At 43.1% G+C, this 18,667-nt stretch carries 17 protein-coding genes, 1 pseudogene and 1 other annotated feature; of the genes and pseudogenes, 2 read left to right on the top strand and 16 right to left on the bottom strand.

Annotated elements, in window-relative coordinates; genetic code table 11:
• Positions 1 to 1,420 precede the first annotated feature (1,420 nt).
• The 5 genes from sigK to ACE1TF_RS20250 all read right to left on the bottom strand — a co-directional run bounded on the left by sigK (position 1,421) and on the right by ACE1TF_RS20250 (position 4,444).
• On the bottom strand, positions 1,421 to 2,128 hold the full coding sequence (gene sigK, locus ACE1TF_RS20270; RefSeq protein ID WP_375019450.1) for an RNA polymerase sporulation sigma factor SigK: 708 nt from the start codon (positions 2,126 to 2,128) through the stop codon (positions 1,421 to 1,423).
• A 346-nt stretch (positions 2,129 to 2,474) separates the two neighbouring features.
• Positions 2,475 to 2,726 carry a hypothetical protein gene (locus ACE1TF_RS20265; RefSeq protein WP_375019448.1) on the bottom strand — a complete coding sequence of 84 codons (252 nt, stop codon included), beginning with the start codon at positions 2,724 to 2,726 and terminating at the stop codon, positions 2,475 to 2,477.
• A 136-nt stretch (positions 2,727 to 2,862) separates the two neighbouring features.
• Positions 2,863 to 3,063 (bottom strand): NAD-dependent epimerase/dehydratase family protein, encoded by a 201-nt coding sequence (locus ACE1TF_RS20260; protein ID WP_375019452.1) that lies wholly within the window; start codon positions 3,061 to 3,063, stop codon positions 2,863 to 2,865.
• Between the two features lie 786 nt (positions 3,064 to 3,849).
• On the bottom strand, positions 3,850 to 4,122 hold the full coding sequence (locus tag ACE1TF_RS20255) for a hypothetical protein (RefSeq protein WP_375019446.1): 273 nt from the start codon (positions 4,120 to 4,122) through the stop codon (positions 3,850 to 3,852).
• A 61-nt stretch (positions 4,123 to 4,183) separates the two neighbouring features.
• The gene (locus tag ACE1TF_RS20250) at positions 4,184 to 4,444 is read right to left on the bottom strand and encodes a hypothetical protein (protein ID WP_052364105.1); all 261 of its coding nucleotides are present in this window, start codon (positions 4,442 to 4,444) and stop codon (positions 4,184 to 4,186) included.
• Positions 4,445 to 4,739: 295 nt separating this feature from the next.
• Here ACE1TF_RS20250 and ACE1TF_RS20245 point away from each other — a divergent pair, with 295 nt between their 5' ends.
• Together ACE1TF_RS20245 and ACE1TF_RS20240 are read left to right on the top strand one after the other, a co-directional pair.
• Positions 4,740 to 6,752, top strand: a complete 2,013-nt coding sequence (locus ACE1TF_RS20245) for a S9 family peptidase (protein WP_375019444.1) — start codon at positions 4,740 to 4,742, stop codon at positions 6,750 to 6,752.
• Positions 6,753 to 6,773: 21 nt separating this feature from the next.
• Positions 6,774 to 7,391, top strand: a complete 618-nt coding sequence (locus ACE1TF_RS20240; protein ID WP_375019442.1) for an NUDIX hydrolase — start codon at positions 6,774 to 6,776, stop codon at positions 7,389 to 7,391.
• 8 nt (positions 7,392 to 7,399) lie between these two features.
• Here the strand turns inward: ACE1TF_RS20240 and ACE1TF_RS20235 are convergent, their stop codons facing one another.
• The 11 genes and pseudogenes from ACE1TF_RS20235 to ACE1TF_RS20185 all read right to left on the bottom strand — a co-directional run bounded on the left by ACE1TF_RS20235 (position 7,400) and on the right by ACE1TF_RS20185 (position 17,925).
• Positions 7,400 to 7,624 (bottom strand): YrhC family protein, encoded by a 225-nt coding sequence (locus tag ACE1TF_RS20235; RefSeq protein WP_375019440.1) that lies wholly within the window; start codon positions 7,622 to 7,624, stop codon positions 7,400 to 7,402.
• Positions 7,625 to 7,696: 72 nt separating this feature from the next.
• The gene (gene mtnN, locus ACE1TF_RS20230; RefSeq protein ID WP_375019438.1) at positions 7,697 to 8,398 is read right to left on the bottom strand and encodes a 5'-methylthioadenosine/S-adenosylhomocysteine nucleosidase; all 702 of its coding nucleotides are present in this window, start codon (positions 8,396 to 8,398) and stop codon (positions 7,697 to 7,699) included.
• Positions 8,399 to 8,471: 73 nt separating this feature from the next.
• Positions 8,472 to 9,077 carry a YrrS family protein gene (locus ACE1TF_RS20225; RefSeq protein ID WP_042403937.1) on the bottom strand — a complete coding sequence of 202 codons (606 nt, stop codon included), beginning with the start codon at positions 9,075 to 9,077 and terminating at the stop codon, positions 8,472 to 8,474.
• Between the two features lie 111 nt (positions 9,078 to 9,188).
• Positions 9,189 to 9,662 (bottom strand): transcription elongation factor GreA, encoded by a 474-nt coding sequence (gene greA, locus ACE1TF_RS20220; protein ID WP_042403936.1) that lies wholly within the window; start codon positions 9,660 to 9,662, stop codon positions 9,189 to 9,191.
• Positions 9,663 to 9,802: 140 nt separating this feature from the next.
• Positions 9,803 to 10,474 (bottom strand): O-methyltransferase, encoded by a 672-nt coding sequence (locus ACE1TF_RS20215; RefSeq protein ID WP_042403934.1) that lies wholly within the window; start codon positions 10,472 to 10,474, stop codon positions 9,803 to 9,805.
• Positions 10,471 to 11,649, bottom strand: a complete 1,179-nt coding sequence (mltG, locus tag ACE1TF_RS20210; RefSeq protein WP_375019435.1) for an endolytic transglycosylase MltG — start codon at positions 11,647 to 11,649, stop codon at positions 10,471 to 10,473. The genes ACE1TF_RS20215 and mltG overlap by 4 nt, the downstream gene beginning before the upstream one ends.
• Before the next feature lie 85 nt (positions 11,650 to 11,734).
• Entirely contained in the window at positions 11,735 to 12,061 is a 327-nt protein-coding gene (locus ACE1TF_RS20205; protein WP_042403932.1) for a DUF1292 domain-containing protein, read from the bottom strand.
• A gap of 18 nt (positions 12,062 to 12,079) precedes the next feature.
• Positions 12,080 to 12,499, bottom strand: a complete 420-nt coding sequence (gene ruvX, locus ACE1TF_RS20200; RefSeq protein WP_042403930.1) for a Holliday junction resolvase RuvX — start codon at positions 12,497 to 12,499, stop codon at positions 12,080 to 12,082.
• Complete coding sequence (locus ACE1TF_RS20195; protein ID WP_042403928.1) at positions 12,499 to 12,765, bottom strand: IreB family regulatory phosphoprotein; 267 nt, start codon at positions 12,763 to 12,765, stop codon at positions 12,499 to 12,501. Before ACE1TF_RS20195 ends, ruvX begins: the two co-directional genes overlap by 1 nt.
• Positions 12,766 to 12,847: 82 nt before the next feature.
• Positions 12,848 to 15,487 (bottom strand): alanine--tRNA ligase, encoded by a 2,640-nt coding sequence (gene alaS / locus ACE1TF_RS20190; RefSeq protein ID WP_375019432.1) that lies wholly within the window; start codon positions 15,485 to 15,487, stop codon positions 12,848 to 12,850.
• Between the two features lie 47 nt (positions 15,488 to 15,534).
• Positions 15,535 to 15,738: a binding site (T-box leader), on the bottom strand.
• A gap of 821 nt (positions 15,739 to 16,559) precedes the next feature.
• Positions 16,560 to 17,925: pseudogene (locus tag ACE1TF_RS20185) on the bottom strand (transposase).
• Positions 17,926 to 18,667 lie beyond the last annotated feature (742 nt).

The raw sequence follows: 18,667 nt of genomic DNA, 5'->3' as shown, positions 1-18,667 counted from the left end.
CGAAAAAGTTCAGATGAGAAATGATTTTTCAAGGGGCCTGCAGGCCCCTTGAACGCAACACCTCAAACCTAAATGAATGACTTGGCTACTCGTTGTAACACTTTTACACATAAATCTGGACTTGACTCCCTTTAAAGAAATCGATCAACAATCTAGTTCCAAAGCGATTTTCAATGAGTCGCACGCCCAGCCCCCGCACCCCGAGTTGCAAGCGCAAAACTTCCGTCGGCGCGAGTCGCGCCGAACCAAGACCGATTTCAGTTCGGCCCCGCTGGGACCGATAGGTCGTGAGGTGTTCGATTTAGTCCAATCTGCGCTCTAGTTGGAACAAACTGCGCGCAAGTTTTACGAAATGAGCGCTAAAATCGCTAAAAAGAGCAAACTTGATCGCAAAAAGTGTAAACTAGCGCGCACAATCTGAACCACGCTCCCTGCCCGACTCGGCATAGCACAATTGGAGTAATTTAACTACGCCAACGAGGTATGAAGACACTCTTTGCCATAACAGTCAAATCACACAAAATAACGATAGATTCTCTAAGGCCTGGCATCCAATGAAATTCTTTCGTCCTTTCCATTAGATCGTTTCGGACATGATCTATATCGGGTGAACTTAATATTTTCCTAATTGGGCAGTTTGTTGTTGCATTCCACTTCAGGCGGATGGTTACACTCCAGAGCACAAGGGCAACATCGGCGGCCAGAATACGCCCGCCGTGTTTTCTATGTCCTTCAGGTCATAAGAGTAACACGGTTCACGCTTTTGCCTACTGGTCACGGTGTGGAAAGACGTCCAAATGCCCCATATATTCATTTTTGTGACACTTAGGAAAGAAAAATCATCATGTTAAACGTGGATGCGCACATAAACGAAGTCAACGGTCACAAATCACGATATATGTGACCGTTGAGGGCCGGAAGTGCACGGTTTAAAGGCTGGATTGTCACATACGTGCCAAGTTATCACACGCTTGCGCGAGGTGGTGACCATCGGTCAAGCCTTTTTTCCATTCAGCAAACGTCTTTTGTGTTTCCCACAACCCTTGCAGTAACGAACAACGAGCGACATCGAAGTGAGATGAACTTCAACAGACGATCGGTAGGCGTTTGCCTGTAAAGACCGATCCGGGTCATCGGATTCAGTGAAATTCTTTCGTTCAACTTATATAGATCACAAGATTCCAGTTTATCCCATGAGCGTGCGTAAACCCTTCACCCAGCAACGTGAAGTTGTGATGTTTAAACCGAATGTTGTTATAAAAACATGCGATTTTTCGTCGGTCTGCCCGGTCATACCTTCTCACTAATATTAAAAATCCCCACAGTGAAAACCCTCAACCTACCTATACGACGAGGTTGAGGGTTAGCTAATTTAAATTCGTTGACGACCAGTTAAGATCAAGAGTACGAAACTTTTCTTCTACAATTCACCTTTTTGCTGTTTATAAAACGCCTGGAAGAGCTTTAATAAAGCTCGTTTTTCGATTCGAGACACGTAGCTCCTTGAGATGCCTAAATCCTTTGCGATTTCGCGCTGAGTGCGCTCCTCGTCTTCACCAAGACCGAAACGACCGACGACGACTTCTTTTTCCCTTTCGGATAGAACGTGAATGCACTCGTATATTTGTTTTTTCTCCATCTTCAGTTGCAACGCATCGACGATGTCTGGTGCGTCATCTTGGAGAATTTCCATGAGACTGAGCTCATTTCCTTCTTTGTCTGCACCAATCGGTTCGTTAATGGAAACGTCTTTACGCACTTTCTTTAGTGAACGTAAATGCATAAGGATCTCATTCTCAATACACCGTGCCGCATACGTTGCGAGCTTCGTACCTTTGTTTGGCGAGTAGCTTTCTATCCCTTTAATGAGTCCGATCGTTCCGATGGAGATGAGGTCTTCTGTGTCTTCTTTCGTACTTTCGAATTTCTTGACGATATGTGCGACAAGCCGTAAGTTATGTTCAATGAGTAAGTTCCTTGCGTTTTCGTCGCCTTCCTTCATTTTTTCCAAGCATTCTTTTTCCTCTTCTTTCGAAAGTGGTTGTGGGAACGCGTGGTTCTTTACGTATGAAACAAACAACATCATCTCTTTAAATACAAACACAATCCCTGCGAGTATACCCGACATACCGAATCCCTCCCAAGATCACCTCCATCCATCTTATGCAGGCAATGGCCTGGTCGGTGACTCCGGACGAGGAGAAAATTGGCTTTTTGTTATTCGGCTGGTTTTATGCTCTGCCTGATTTACTCTTTAACAAAACATCTCCCTACTTATCCAAGGCAAATTGATCTCGTACGCTCTGTGTAAAAATTCGCCTTGCATAACGGTCGGTAATGGCGCTTTCGAATTCGGTATGTTTAATTAGACATTCATTGTTTTGAATTTTTGAGGAAGACGTCAATATTGAACTTACGGAATAAAAAGAAACCATTGAACCGCATGATCATATCGTTTGATTACAAGCGTTACACTAACGCGACAGTTGTTTCCATGCGTCTATAATTTTAGATTCTTTTTCCTTAGAAAGTACTGTAGCGAAGTCCGATGTATTGCTATTACCTTTATAATCTAACCAACTGTTCACATCTTCTATTGTTTGTCTCAACGGTAAAAATGACAGTCCCTCGTTTAAAGCCTTTTCGTTGTTTACTGAAGCAGCACCGTTTAATGCTTCTGGGAGCCATAAAGGTAATTCATCCCAAGGCTTTATTTGATTGTTCAACAAAAACTCTTCTTCTATCCATATTAGTTTTGTATTCGGGTTACAAACGTCTTTACATGTATTCAGTAGTTCTTCCATTGTCAATTTGTATGATGGTCCAGTAACATTATATATACCTGTAACTCTTTCTTCTACTCTATTTACGACCCCAACTTGCTAAATCCCTAACATCAATAATTTGGACTTGGCGTTTACGATCACCTGGTGCGATAACATCCCCACCTTGTTTCATTCTGTGAACCCAATATGGCAATCGGCCACTATAGTCATGTGGACCTACCACTTGTCCAGAACGTACTACTAGTGTACGGTACGGTAGATTTTTCTCAGCTTCCAGCTACCCTGCTACCTTTAATTCTCCGTAGTGAGGACCATAGACAGGTCCTGCTGTTCCTTTTGTTAACTCAGCTATTTTATCACTTGATACACTCTTTGTTTCGTCCCCCTCAATGAGACCAACTTTTGAAAAATCCTTATAGATTGATGCACTTGAAATGTATGTATAGTGTTTAATTGATTTCGAGGGATGTTGCCCTTGTGCTCTGGAGTGTAAAGAAAACACGGTGGGCGTACTTTGGCCACCGATGTTGCACTTATAGTCCGGAGTGCAAGCATCCGCCTGCAGTGGAAAGCAACAACAAACTGTGCAATTAGGAAAATGTTCAGTTTATTCTATATAGCTGAAGAGTTTTCATCTCTACTCTTAGCAACAAAATTAACTTACGGCATATACAACAGAGCTGAACAATGTTGAAATTCAAGGTAAAACAATGGTCGGTTATTTGTTAATGCTCTCTTCACTTTTGGCAAGGTATACGTAAGCATTTGTCCTGTCAATAGAAATTGCAGACTCAATTTAGAAACTGAAGACTACGCACTTTTAGATTGGAGAATGCTATTAATCACCCATTGCACGGCATAGCGAAAACACCTGATGATTCCAACGCAACTATAGAAATGATTGATGACTAGAAAAAGCTGCCGTAAATCTTTGTTGTCTACTTTTATGCGACTAACACTATTAAAAATATTATTTGTACTCTATGGCGAGAATCGCAACTTTATTCTAATTAAAAAATGCCCATCTGTGATGAGCAATTATATAAATGATTTTCCTTTATAATTAAAATAACCAATTTCTTCTTTTTGGTTCATAGTTTTTTTCAGATGTACCCATACCTCTTTTACCAAATTGATAATCTAACTCATCCAACATTTTAGTATATTGCTCCCTATCAAGACTACCATCGGCATAGTAAAAACACGCTAATGCATAAGCTAACGCAGTTGTTTCAACATTAACTGTCACATCGACATCTGAATTACCGCTTTTTGAAATGATTGATTGTGTATCAAATTTCTGCCGGCTCGGTATTACATCCTCACGTCTATACACTCAATAAACCCTCCAATATAGAAGGGATGCTATAATTAAACAGCATCCTCTCTTAATTAAATTAAAACTCTTCTCTGTTTTGACGAGCTCTCGCTCTAGCAAAAGCTTCTGAATCTACATGAACATCAACGTAAGAGTTTCCACTGTTCTGCACATAAGCTTTGTTATCGTTATTGTTGTAATTGTAGTTTTTATCTTTTAAGATGTTCTCATTATCGTTACGGTTTTTGTTATCACTATTCACCCACACACTTGCCACATCATTATCGTCGAACTTACTTTCCTCTCCAAAACCTTTGTTGTATTTTTTACAATACCCCATTGCTAAATCCTCCTTATTTTTGGTTTCTTTTAATAATATGTCCGATATCAAGAGCGGTATAGGTATTCAAATCATGAAGTTATGAAATATGCTCCTGTCCATCTTTTTTAAAGTCTATAAGTATTATCGGTGACTCCGGTCGAGGAGAAATTTCGGTTCTTATTGTTCGGCTGGTTTTGATCTCCCCTAACGCATCGGCACGCCCGCCAGTTCATCTGGATTGTCAACACGAGTGAAATCACTTAAAATGATACTAATTGAAATTTTTTATATTTTCTTTAAGGGAGGCACTCGCATGAATAAACGAGCAATGACAATTGAAGATATGAGCAACTTAGAACGCGTGTCTGACGTACAGTTTCACCCAGATGGTAATGATTATGTGTACATAAAAACGAGCATTAATGACGCGGACAGTTACAACAGTCATCTATATGCTAGCTCAGTGGCTGAACACGAGCATCAGCAATGGACGTTCGGCGATGTTTTAGACCACACCCCCCGTTTCTCTCCTGATGGTAAGCAACTCGTATTTCTATCCAATCGAAGCGGAACGAACCAGTTATGGATGATTCCTACGACCGGCGGAGAACCGCAACAGCTAACTTTTTTGAAATACGGAGCAGGGACTCCCCATTGGTCACCGGATGGCAAAACGTTACTTTTCTCCGCTCATGTGCTTCCAGATACTCATGTGTACAACGAAGGCGAACTTTCTTCTGAAGCGAAGAAAGAAGAACGAGAACGAAAACAAAAAGAACCGCTCAGAATCACACGTCTTAAGCATAAATCAGACAGTCGTGGTTGGCACGATGAGACGGTTTCACAGCTGTTGCTCTATACAATTGATACAAGAGAGATTACACGGCTTACAGAAGGCTCCCAAGACGTTGTAACACCTACATGGCACCCTGACGGCACAAAAGTGAGCTTCGCCATGAATAAGCACGGAGACGGTGAACAGCTTACTGACATATTTATTATGAATCTTGCCGACAAATCTTTGGAACAGGCGACGAGTGGGGATGGCCTCTATTCATTACCTGGCTGGTCACCAGACGGTTCATTATTTAGCTATACGGGGCATCAAAAGGGATTTGCTGGCTCTACACAAACAGAGATCTATATCAAAACATCTCAAGGCACAAACGTTATTACAAAAGCATATGACATGCAGTTTCCAGACAGTATGATTAGCGACTGGAATTCAAGTGCGGGCAACCCAGGCTATGTATGGAAAGACAACCAAAACGTTATAACGACCGCTAGCCGTTATGGAAAAACGGGATTGTTCTCATTGTCGTTGGATGGCGAGTTAACGGTTCTCTACGAAGAAAATGCGCACGTATTTGAGTATAGCTATCACCGCACGAGCGATACGTTTATTGTGGGCATTAGCCAGCCGACAGACCCGAGCAATTTATTTTTACTGGAGACAAGTGACAAAGCTCATCCACTTACACATTTAAATGCCTCGATTTTAGATGAAGTCGAGCTCAGCCAGCCAATCACTCATTCATTTACTGCAGATGACGGTTGGACGATTGAAGGTTGGCTATTAAAGCCGTTTGGATTCCAAGAAGATCAATCGTACCCACTCATATTAGAAGTACATGGCGGGCCTCATGCGATGTATGGGTATGCATTTTTTCATGAGCTGCAAGTGTTAGCTGGAAAAGGTTATGCGGTATTGTATACAAATCCACGGGGAAGCTACGGGTACGGACAAACGTTTGTAGATGCTGTGCGCGGGGATTATGGTGGCAACGATTATACAGACTTGTTAAGCGCAGTTGATCAAACAGTTGATGCTTATGGTTGGATTGACGTCGACAATATAGGTGTGACAGGTGGTAGCTATGGCGGGTTTATGACGAACTGGATGGTTTCACACACCAATCGATTCAAAGCTGCTGTTACCCAACGTTCCATTTCCAATTGGCTTAGTTTTTATGGGGTAAGCGATATCGGCTATTTCTTTACAAAATGGGAGATCGGGGCTCATTTGCTAGAAGACCCGGAAAAGCTATGGAACCATTCTCCATTAAAATATGCAAAAGATGTAGAGACGCCTCTGCTTATCCTTCATGGTGAACAAGATTTACGTTGTCCGATCGAACAAGGCGAGCAATGGTTCCAAACACTAAAACACCTTGGCAAAGAAACCGAATTCGTTCGCTTTCCTAATGCCAATCACGAATTAAGCCGGAGCGGGCCTCCAGCGCTTCGTAAAAAGCGTCTCAAAGAAATCGTCAATTGGTTTGAGTCGTATATTCCGGTTCAGTCTAAAGTGATTGAACACGGGTGACTTCATAGGGGGAGCACAGCGATGAGAGACTCTTTTTTTCGCAAATTAAAATACCGTCAACCAGGAGTTATAGGAGAAAAAGAAGCCGTACAGTTTGCGGTAGCCTTACCGATAATGTACGAAAACGACGAACCAGTGCTGTTGTTTCAAGTGCGAAGCAGCAAAATGCGACGACAACCTGGTGATATTTGTTTTCCCGGGGGAAAAATCGAAACAGAAGACCTCACTTCAGTAGAGGCCGCTGCACGAGAACTAAGTGAAGAGACGGGCATCCCTCGGTCCAAAGCAGCACATATCTCGAGTCTCGACCGTTGGTTGACCCCTTACGGGATTGTCGTGTACCCTCATGTATTTTCAATTGATCCAACACCACTCGCACCAAATGATGAAGTGGAGGAACTTTTTACGGTTCCGATTGCTGATTTGTTAAAGCAAACCCCGGAGCGAATTCCAATACCTTTACGTCCAGAACCTCCAGAAGACTTTCCTTATGAACGGATTGCTGGCGGGCGTAACTACCCATTTCGAACAGCAAAATTACCTGAACTGTTCTATGAACATGAGGGGCGGCACATTTGGGGACTCACTGCGAGAATCCTTGAACATTTTCTCGAAGTATTTAACGAAAAAGACGAGTGAACAAAAGTTCACTCGTCTTTGTTTTGCCATTTTAAGCTACAAGTCATGCAATATAACGCACCAAAAAGCGTTGCTGTCCATAACAATAAATCATCTATAGAACGCATCCCTTTTGAAGATTCAGGGAGTAAAAAGCCGACTGATAAAAACAATGAAACGAGCAAAAAGACCGCTGCAAACCGTTGATAATCTGTCGTTTTTATACGGATGTCTTTCGTATGTTTCGATTCCATATTCCCCACCTCAACCTCCTCCGTACCATCGCTATCATTCTAGCATGTAAACAGAGGCGCGGGAGCAGGGAATTATTTCATGTCCATAACCATCGTCTGAACGAGGTCTGCCGAGATTTTCGAAGCTGTGTTTAGAAATGAATCATACGACTGTAACGCTTCTTGTCCGGCAATATCGCTTAATGCGCGAATGATTAAGAATGGACAATCAAATCGGTACGCGACTTGCGCGATCGCTCCGGCTTCCATTTCCGTACACAATGCTTCTGGAAATACCCCTTTAAGCTCATCAATTCTTGTTTCATCGCTCATAAATGAATCTCCAGATAATACGAGGCCCGGTTCGATCGATATGTTATTTTTCTTAGCAGCGCCGCTCACTGCTTCTTGGAGGTTGTTATCTGCAACGTACGCCGCAGGCATTGCCGGCACTTGCCCAAATTCATAGCCAAACACTGTTGCATCCACGTCGTTATAGCGGACTTCCGTCGATATAACGATGTCACCCACACTCATCGTCCGATCAAGCCCTCCTGCAACGCCGCTATTGACGACTACATCAGGTTTGTAAAGTTCAATCATGAGCGTCGTTCCGATTGCAGCGTTTACTTTGCCAATTCCTGATTTCATAAGTATGATTTCATTGTCGTACAGAAGCCCTTCATAGAAATAACAACCTGCAATCTCTTTTTCCTTTCGGTTACTCAAGTTTGCTGCTATCGTTCGAACTTCTTCTTCCATTGCCCCGATAATGCCAATCTTCACAACACCCATTCCTTCCCTACTTAGCACTTTACGTAACAATAGCCTGAAGTTGTTCGTACAACGACAGGCAATCCGTTACTTCCTATTCTACATTTGTGACGAGCCAACCTTCATCTTCAACCCATTCCATCTCAACGCGATACGGGCTTCCTTCATAATACATCGTGCCTCGTGCCAATCCATGCCCACCATTATTTTCGATACGCTCAAGATAATCCCAATCTTCCTCAGGGATTCCTGTTGCATACTCCATCGCTTGCATCATTTCTGCACGGTTTTGAGTACCGTCAGTAAATGTAAAATCTAGTGATTCTTGCTCTGTACCAATCGGCTGAAAATCACCGTCTTCAGGAGGTGTAAGGGATGAATCGGATTCCTCTGAATCATCGTCCTCATCATCTTCTTCAATGGCATCCTCTTCAATCGGTTCGGTAATTTCTTCTTCGTCGTTTTCTGGCTCTGTAATATCAAGCGGATCTTCGTCTTCTTCGATATCCGTTTCATTATCAATTTCTTCATCAACCTCATCGTCGGCTACTTCTTCCGATTCAGAGAACAGCAGGGTAAACATGAAAAAACCGATCAGCAAAACGACGACGCCAATGGATACGTTGAGCATGCGATTAATGGTTCGTTTCTTGCGCATATGAGCACGACTTTCACGTTGATACTGCTGGTTTTCATCCATATGTTATCACCTATTATCATCCATTCATTATACAAGACTATACTTGTACCCTTTATATTAAAGGATTTACTGATCGGATGAAAGGTTATTTTGTCGGAATTTTACTCTTCCCTATTGAATGCGGATAATTTCTACTTCCATATCCCCACCAGGCGTTGAAACGCTCGCTCGGTCTCCAACCTTTCTACCTAGAAGACTTTGTGCCATCGGGGAGTCATTGGAGATCTTTCCTTCAAGCGGGTCCGACTCTGCACTTCCGACAATCGTGTAAACTTCATCTTCACCGTCAGGTAATTCTTTGAACGTAACAGACTTTCCAAGTGAAACCTCATCATTGTTTCCATCGTCTTCAATGATTACAGAATTGCGGATCATATTTTCGATCTGGCTAATTCGACCTTCAACAAATGCTTGGTCGTCTTTCGCTGTATCATATTCAGAGTTCTCGGAGAGATCCCCAAAGTCACGAGCGGTTTTAATTCGTTCAACGACTTCTTGTCTTCTCGTCGTTTTTAGGTACTCCAGTTCTTCTTCCAGCTTTTGTAAGCCTTCTTCTGTCATGTAATACTTTTTATCCTCTGCCATTTTCTAATCACTCCTCTAAACTGGTAAGAAGAAAAGTACGAATTGCTTTCGCACTTTCCTTCTTATATCAATCATATCTACACGTATGCTAATCTGCTTTTATCATACGCATGTAACCATCAAATTACAAATATTTTCTATCATAATTTCTCGGCATCATTTGTCATGGACCGCTTGATCGAAACCGCCATTCCATCTCCAATTGTGTAATACGTTGTCGAGAACTGCGGGTGGTTACTTAGCCAGTCATTAAACGCTTGTAGTTTTTTTACCATTTGTCGAAACCGTTTCGGAATGTCTAGGTCACCCGTCACATAGTCACGAAACAATACATTGTCGACAACCATTACTCCACCACTTTTTAAGCGTGGAGAAAATGCATTTACAAACGCTCGATTATGCCCTTTAGATGCATCGATAAATAAAAAGTCGAATGGTTCGCTCGATTGGAGTGTCTCTTCGAACTCAAAAGCATCTCCTTCTAAAATTGAGATTTGGCGGTCCATTCCGCACTGTGAGTGAAAATTTCTTGCCATACGAGCACGCTCACTGTCTCGTTCTATGGTGACGACCTCGATGTCTTGATGAACGTTCGCCATTTGTAAAGAAGAATAGCCAATCGCTGTGCCCACCTCAAGGATTCTCTTCGCACCTGAAAGTTGAATCATCTGCGTTAAGAAGCTTGTACTCCCTTGATCAAGTATAGGCACGTGATGTTCCTTCGCATACTCTTCCATCTCTGTAATCGTCGGAACATGTCGTTCAACCGATTTATTTAACTGGTTAACATATTGGATTCGGTCTGCACTCACGAGTCTTCTTCATCCTCTTCTGCTTGACCCTCAATCCACTCATCACGGTATTGTTGATGCACTTCGTTATGCTCTTCATACGTATTCGAGTAAATCACTTCACCACCGAAGCGAGCATAGAAGAATAGGTATTCACTCTCTTCTGGAGCGAATACAGAACGAATGGAATCTTCGCCTGGGCTTGCAATCGGTCCTGGCGGTAAGCCACCGTATCGATACGTATTATACGGGTCTTCCGTTTCTAAATCATCAAAACTCGTCATATACCGATGTTCACCAATGGCATAAGCTACCGTTGGGTCGACTTCCAAACGCATGCCTTCTTCTAAACGATTGTGGAGTACGCCTGAAATTAACCGGCGATCTTCAGCTGTTGCGGCTTCTCTTTCAATAATGGAAGCGAGCGTCAATACTTCATGTACATTCAACTCTTCTGCAGGCCCGAAATCACCGTTCTCTTCAACAATATCCGTTTGAACAGATTCATATACTTGTGCCATTCGTTGCAACATGCTTTCAATCATTTCTTCAATTGGCGTATCTTCTTCTAGAAAATCATAAGCTGCGGGGAAGAGATACCCTTCAAGAGCGTAGCGAACATCACTGTCAAAAATATCGTCTTCGAGAAAAGAATACTCTTCATACAAGTCTTCCATCCACTCATCATCTGTGAGCACGTCCATAATGTCTTCTTCATCGTAGTCCGTTTCATCTGCAATGCGAACGGCAATTTGTTCAAGTTGATGCCCTTCTGGAATAATAAATGTGTGGGCATACTCTTCCATATATACACCGTCTTGCAAGGCATGCATCATGTCGTCCATATCCATAGACTTGGATAACTCATAGTTGCCAGCTTGAAAACCAGTGAAGTTCTGATATCGGGCATAATATCGAAAGATTGTTGCATTTTGTATAAGCCCTTCATCTTCCAAAATTTCCCCAATGCCCGTCGCTGTTGAACCAATTGGGATTTCGACTTCAACGACTTCTTCACTGGAAGCATCCACCGGTGAAACCGCTGATTGAATGTAAAAATATCCATATAAAACTGCACCACCTATGAGCAACACCATCGCCCCTAATGTAATAAGTACAATTTTACGGACCTTTCTTGAAGTCTCAGCCCGCTTTGCCAACGGATCCGTTACTTTTTCATTTCGTTCTTCCGCCAAGAGGGTTCCCCTCCTCATTGTCCATAAGTCCTAAAGCGAAAAGAAATCCGGCCCAATATATCGGACCGGAAGATCTCATCCCATACTACTGCAGATCGTTTTTATCGTCAACGAGTAGTGTCTCATCTTCTTCCAAGAGAGTTGCGATGGTTTCTTCGACAACTTCCCACTCTTCGTCCGATTCGATTTGATGCAATGTGTAGCCTTCAGGGTCATCCGCGCTTTCTTCATATTGGAAAGCAAAGATCTCTACTTCTTCATCTTCTTCTTCCTCTTCATCATCAACGACTGGGGTAACAACAACGTACGTCTTCTCTGTATCGTCGATTTCAAACGTAAACATCACTTCAAATACATGTTCTCCTTCACCATCTGGATCAGGAATTACAATTCGCTCATTATCTTCTAACATCTCATTCACCTCTATAATTTATTGCCTTTGTGCAGTATGGTCTAAATACCCTTGTAATATTAACACTGCAGCAATTTTGTCGACAACCTTTTTTCGTTTTTGCCGGCTCATGTCTGCTTCAATTAACGTTCGCTCGGCAGATTTCGTTGTTAGTCGTTCATCCCAAAATTCAACGACCACTTCGACTCGTTCGGCCAACTCCCGGCCAAATTCTTGACATTTCTCAGCTCTAGGCCCTATTGAACCGTCCATATTCTTCGGCAAACCAATGACGACTTTAGACACTTCTTGTTCAACGATCAATGATCGTAACTCTTCCATCGTGTCGTCTTTGCCTTTCACGTGGATCGTTTGTAAGCCTTGCGCGGTCCAGCCGAAAAGATCGCTAACCGCTACACCAATCCGGTGATCTCCAATGTCTAGTCCTAGCGTTCTCATTAAGAGGAAGGGTTGTCCTTCAAGTAGTGTCGAACGAGCTCTTCAATCAGCTCGTCTCTCTCCAAGCGCCGAATGAGTGTACGAGCATCGTTATGCCTCGGGATGTATGCCGGATCACCTGAAAGAAGATACCCGACGATTTGATTAATCGGGTTGTACCCTTTTTCATCCAATGCGTTGTAGACTGTGTTGAGTAGCTCCTGTACATCAACCTTCGCTGAATCATCCTGAACGTTAAACTTAACTGTATTGTCTTTAGAGCTCATGGAGGGCCACCTCATTTCTCGATTTCAACGCAATGCTTTGAGCGTATTGATCGTTTTCTACATTGTACATGATTTTTTCTATTTATGAAATGGAGCGAACAATCTCAGGAACCGCCTCAATTGCTTCTTGTAGCTTCTCTGGACGTTTCCCTCCAGCTTGTGCCATGTCCGGGCGACCGCCGCCGCCACCGCCACAAATAGCTGCCGCTTGTTTGACGATGTCTCCGGCTTTGTAGCCTCTGGCAATTAGCTCCTTGCTGACCGTCGTAACGAGGTTTACTTTCCCGTCTTTACTCGTTCCAAGCACAACGATACCTTCTGTAAGCTGTTGTTTCAACTCATCAGCAATTTGACGAAGCCCATCCATGTCACGCTCAGGAACAATGCCAGCGACGACGTGTACACCGTTAATTTCTTTCTTTTCATCCAAAAGCTTCTTGGCATCCATGTTGCCCAATTTCGCAGACATGGATTCAATTTCTCGATCCTTCTCTTTCAGTTCTTCTAGCAATTGTGTCACGCGTCTAGGTACATCTTCGTTCGTTTTTACTTTGAGAAGTTGTTGGGTCCGATCAAGCAATTCTAACCGGTCAACCGTATACTTGTATGCACCTGTTCCAGTCATTGCTTCAATTCTTCGAACCCCTGCTCCAATACCGCCTTCAGAGACGAGCTTAAACGTTCCGACTTCACCTGAACTACGAACATGACATCCACCACAAAGTTCAATGCTGTATTCACCAATGTGTACAACCCGAACGACACTGCCGTACTTCTCACCGAAAAGCGCCATCGCCCCTTTTGCTTTTGCCTCTTCGACCGTTGTTTCCTCAGTCATAACCCGATAATTGGCGGCGATGCGCTCGTTCACCACCTGTTCAATCTGCTTCATCTCTTCCTCTGTTACTTGCCCGAAATGAGAGAAGTCAAACCGCAAACGATCCGGACCTACGTAAGAACCTGCCTGATTTACATGATCGCCGAGCACATCTTTAAGTGCTTGATGTAACAAGTGAGTCGCAGAGTGGTTTTTCTCCGTCGCTTTTCGCGCCTGTTCATTAATTTGTGCAAGAACAGGCTGTCCAACAGTAAGTGTACCCCGAATGATGTTTACTTCATGTAAAGGTTGACCGTTCGGCGCCCGTGTTACCCCTGTCACTTCAGCTTGTAAACCTTCAGCTGCAATCGTTCCTGCGTCTGCCACTTGTCCACCGCTTTCAGCATAAAACGGCGTCTCTTCTAAAATGACAACTGCGGTGTCTCCTTCTTGAACATGTTCAACATGATTTTGACCGAGGACAATCGCTCGAACCGTCGTATTTGCTGCATACTGATCATAGCCAACAAACGTGCTCTCTACGTCTAACGTACGCAGCGTCTCATTTTGACTTTGCATGGAGGCATCTTCTTTACGTGCAGCTCTCGCCCTTGATCTTTGTGCCTCCATCTCTGTCTCGAAACCGAGAGTATCAACAGTCAGACCCGCATCCACTACATATTCTTCTGTTAAATCAACTGGAAAACCATACGTATCATACAGTTTAAACACATCAGCTCCGTCAACTTGTGCTTTGCCCTCGTTCTTAGCTGTCTGAATGACTTGATTTAACATGTTCAATCCATCCGAAAGGGTTTCATGGAAACGCTCTTCTTCACTTTGAATAACCTTTTGAATAAACGGCGTGTTCGCTTCCACTTCAGGGTAGTACGCTTTCATAACATCACCAATGACGGGGACGAGTTTGTACATAAAAGGTTCGTCCAAACCGAGGGTTTGTGCATATCGAACCGCTCTTCTTAGCAATCTGCGCAGTACATATCCTCTGCCTTCATTCGACGGGAGCGCCCGGTCACCGACCGCAAACGAAACCGTTCTCGCATGGTCAGCAATCACTTTAAACGCTGTATCATCTGTGTCATTGTTTCCATACTTTTTCCCTGACAGCTTCTCAGTTTCTTGAATAATTGGCATGAACAAATCGGTTTCAAAGTTTGTTTTTGTATCTTGAATGACCGACACGACACGTTCTAAACCCATCCCTGTATCAATGTTTTGATTCGGTAGCGGCGTGTACGTATCATCCGGGTTATGGTTAAACTGGGAGAATACAAGGTTCCAAATTTCTAAATAACGTTCATTCTCTCCCCCTGGATACAATTCCGGGTCCGTCTCATCATTGCCATACGCTTCGCCTCGGTCATAAAAGATTTCTGAGTTCGGCCCACTTGGCCCTTCACCGATGTCCCAAAAGTTCTCTTCCAGCCGAATAATTCGCTCGACAGGTAGGCCGATATTGTTTTTCCAATAGCCATACGCCTCTTGGTCTTCAGGGTGTACCGTCACACTAAGTTTCTCCGCATCAAAACCGACCCAGCGGTCACTCGTGAGAAATTCCCACGCCAACTCAATCGCTTCTTCTTTAAAGTAATCACCGATGGAGAAATTGCCGAGCATCTCAAAAAACGTATGGTGACGCGCCGTCTTTCCGACGTTTTCGATGTCGTTCGTCCGAATGGCCTTTTGCGCATTCACAATTCTAGGATTCTCCGGAACGACTCGACCATCAAAGTATTTTTTTAGTGTGGCTACACCACTATTAATCCATAACAAAGAAGGATCTTCGTGTGGAACGAGCGAAGCACTCGGTTCAACATCGTGCCCATTCTCCTTAAAGAAATCAATAAACATTTGGCGCACTTCAGCAGAAGTTAACGTCTTCATAACTCAAACCCCCAATCAATTTTTAAACACAAAAAAGCCCCATCCCACCAAGGGACGAGACATATTCTCGCGGTACCACCCTCATTAAACGTCAAACAACGCTTCACTCGAATGCTTTTAACGCTGCAAGGCGGCAAGGTTTACTTGCACTCAGGAGTAGCTTTCAATCCATTACCCATCCCCTTCTTTCAGCCGTGGAAAGGATCTCTGTGAAAAGATAATGAATTTACTTGTTCCGTCGACATGTTCTCATATATGTTCCTATTTTTAACGAATTCCCCCCTCATGTCAAGGGCAGCGACGCTTGAAGGGGGTTGATTGATCAAAAATGTCACGTTTAGAAGATGATTCATGAGGTAATTGGATAACAAAATGAATGATTAAGAGGCCTTTTAGTCGTCATCACTCGATTTGTTTACGTAGATAGGGTGAACGTTTGATTTCCCTAATGTGGCGTGTCGGTGCTAAGTCCGTCGGAAAACGGGTCGAAGTTCTCTATGGACTATCAAGGTAGCAATATAGAATAAACTTAAGATTTTCCTAATTGCGAAGTTTGTTGTTGCTTTCCACTGCAAATGGATGCTTGTACTCCAGAACACAAGGGCAACATGGATGGCGAAACATCTGCCACCGTATTTTCTATGTACTCCAGACTATAAGTGCAGCACCTCACTTGTGTTCGCTGTGACTACTTGACCGCGGAGGACAAGCCGAGCCTCCTTGTTCTGACGATTTCCGGGTCTCGTCTCTTTCCAACTCCTACAGGCATCACTGCCTTTCGCTCAAATCAACGGTACTGAATCGACGACATTACTTAATTGGGGTTGCTCAATATTGGCATTCAACTCGGTTCATATACTTTGGAGGTTAATAACAGTATATACCCATAATTGCTACGTGTATTGTAAACGATTAAGATCGATCTCAAAGTCGTTGAACTTTAGGTTTTACCGGTTGACCTACCATTAGTTCATGAAGAAATTCTTTCGTTCAACTTTTATGAATCAATTTCATAAGTCCTTCTCTTAAAAAAAACAGGTAAATCAATGTAAATATGGTTGCTTTCAAAAGTTTACGCGTGTTGTTCGTTCATACGTTCCGTCAGGCGATCACAAGCGAGCTTTGCTCCATTGTAGAGTAGGTGAACGAGGTCGAAATGCACGTTCGCTCGTTTTCCTTTGCGGTACCGAATATTGTTCAATTGAAAAAACTCTTTGAGATAGCCAATGACGCGTTCAATCGCCGTTCGGCGATTGTAGATGGTTTTCCAAGCTTTGGACCCTCTAGCTGGAGCGTTGTACCGACGTAAGTTTTGCTTGATCTTCACTTTATATACCTTTTGACATAAGGAATCCCTGGCAAGTGGACATGTCGCACATTCTTTTGGGCGCGTATATTTGAGCGTTTCATATCGAGGGTCGTAGCTGTCATACCGATACGAATGTACCCGGACGCACGTCGGTGCAAAATGCTTGTCAAACCCGAGGGCCTCCGCTTCGTTTCGCTTGTTATAAGCGATCACGGAGCTAGATCCATTTTGATGGACCTGTTGATAAATGGCTGGGGCATCATAAGCAGCATCCATTGTATAATACGTGACATCAAGGTCTGGCAGTTGCTTTTTCACACCTTTGAGTAAAGCAATCGCGGCTTTTCCATCATTCAAGTTCCCCGAAGAGAACAACGATTGCAGGATGTACTGGCTTTGGGCTCCGACGGCAAATTGCCCTTTATAGCCAAACCAAAACACATTCTTGCCTTCGCTGTTTTTCTTAATGCCCCACTTGGGATCCATCGGCACCTCCGCCCGTAAGAGATCAACAGAGGCGTCCAACTGGTCTTCAATTTTCTTATCGTAAAGCGAAAGCGCCGCTTCTTTTTCTGTCTGCTCTTGACGCCAAGCTTCCTGCTCGGCTTTGGTTTTGCGGCCCCGTTTTGTAGGGGATTCCTTCATTTTCTCAGATTTCTCTTCCTTTACGGGCGCTAAGTCTCGTGCTTTTAGATGAGTGGCGTCGATGGCGACGGTGTCATCGGTAATGAACCCTTCCATAAATACTTGGACAAGCACATCGGATTGAACGGATGCCAGCACCTCAGCGTGTTGGATTTTCGTGACCAAACGTGAAAACGAGGCTTCAGAAGGGACAGCATCCGAGAAGAGAAACCCACAATCGAGTTGGAACTTCACGTCGTGGCGCAAACGGCGAACCAAGTCTTTGATCGTTGGGATTCGCTCCAGAATTCGAATGAGAAGCGCATGAATCATGGCCGGGTAGTTGAGCTGTAAAGGCGTACCCTCCCGGGATTTTTTTGACCCCCCCCCCCCAAAGGATCGGATCAATATTGATCGCAGAAAATACCTCATCGAATCGATGGGGAGGTTCTAAATCATATAAATCTTGCAGGTCAAACAGGCTCGCTTGTCGTATAATAGCCATAAGGGAGTCTTCCTCCAGTCTTTAGAGTTTTGTGGGTACTTAACTCATTCGACTGTTTGGGGAGGTACTCCTTTTTTCGTGGCGTGAAAACCTTGGGAAGTGAAGGCTGGCAATCATGAAATCAGTTAATATTATAACAATTAAAAATACAATGTTTTAAATACCCTAATCATGGGTACTGGAAAATAATGAAAGGAGGGTAGTTTTATTTTAAAATTTAAAATTGTAAGTAAATAAAATATATTATGGAGGTTGATTGCTATTAAAACATTTGTAGCTTTATTATCTTTGTTGTTAATTTCGGTTTTCGTAAACAATCAAAGCACATCCGCCCAATAGAACCCAGAGGCAATTGATATATCAAAAGAGTTAAGAAAAGTACATTCTGAAGTATTGAATAATGTTTCTAATGAAAATTTTGGTGGTATATATTTACAAGATGATACTATCTATATAAACATAAAGAATAATCATTATAATAACTTGAGTACACTTAAAGATCTCTCAGATGTGCCCATAGAAATTTCTTCTGTTGATTATTCTGAAAAAGAGTTAAACACTCTTCACTCAGAGATAGCTCAAAAGATTCCAATATTGGAGAAAAAAGGTGTAACCTAGAGTTAGTATAAAAAGTGGACACGCAATAATGAGCGTCTTGTATAATGAAAGGAATACAAGAGGAGCGTGGAAGAACTTATGGGAAAAAAACATGTATCTCAACAATATCGAGAGCATCTTTCAA

The organism is Geomicrobium sp. JSM 1781026 (assembly GCF_041949955.1).
Classification (GTDB): Bacteria; Bacillota; Bacilli; order Bacillales; family Marinococcaceae; genus Geomicrobium_A.
The sequence above is the reverse complement of the archived record's forward strand: the minus strand, read 5'-3'. Positions and strand labels throughout refer to the sequence as shown.

Bases quoted from the DNA above. Each gene is read 5' to 3' on its own strand.
- alaS (WP_375019432.1), bottom strand. From the start codon at position 15,487: ATGAAGACGTTAACTTCTGCTGAAGTGCGCCAAATGTTTATTGATTTC.
- ruvX (WP_042403930.1), bottom strand. From the start codon at position 12,499: ATGAGAACGCTAGGACTAGACATTGGAGATCACCGGATTGGTGTAGCG.
- ACE1TF_RS20245 (WP_375019444.1), top strand. From the start codon at position 4,740: ATGAATAAACGAGCAATGACAATTGAAGATATGAGCAACTTAGAACGC.
- ACE1TF_RS20240 (WP_375019442.1), top strand. From the start codon at position 6,774: ATGAGAGACTCTTTTTTTCGCAAATTAAAATACCGTCAACCAGGAGTT.
- ACE1TF_RS20225 (WP_042403937.1), bottom strand. From the start codon at position 9,077: ATGGATGAAAACCAGCAGTATCAACGTGAAAGTCGTGCTCATATGCGC.
- ACE1TF_RS20205 (WP_042403932.1), bottom strand. From the start codon at position 12,061: ATGTTAGAAGATAATGAGCGAATTGTAATTCCTGATCCAGATGGTGAA.
- greA (WP_042403936.1), bottom strand. From the start codon at position 9,662: ATGGCAGAGGATAAAAAGTATTACATGACAGAAGAAGGCTTACAAAAG.
- mtnN (WP_375019438.1), bottom strand. From the start codon at position 8,398: ATGGGTGTTGTGAAGATTGGCATTATCGGGGCAATGGAAGAAGAAGTT.
- ACE1TF_RS20195 (WP_042403928.1), bottom strand. From the start codon at position 12,765: ATGAGCTCTAAAGACAATACAGTTAAGTTTAACGTTCAGGATGATTCA.
- sigK (WP_375019450.1), bottom strand. From the start codon at position 2,128: ATGTCGGGTATACTCGCAGGGATTGTGTTTGTATTTAAAGAGATGATG.
- ACE1TF_RS20235 (WP_375019440.1), bottom strand. From the start codon at position 7,624: ATGGAATCGAAACATACGAAAGACATCCGTATAAAAACGACAGATTAT.
- ACE1TF_RS20250 (WP_052364105.1), bottom strand. From the start codon at position 4,444: ATGGGGTATTGTAAAAAATACAACAAAGGTTTTGGAGAGGAAAGTAAG.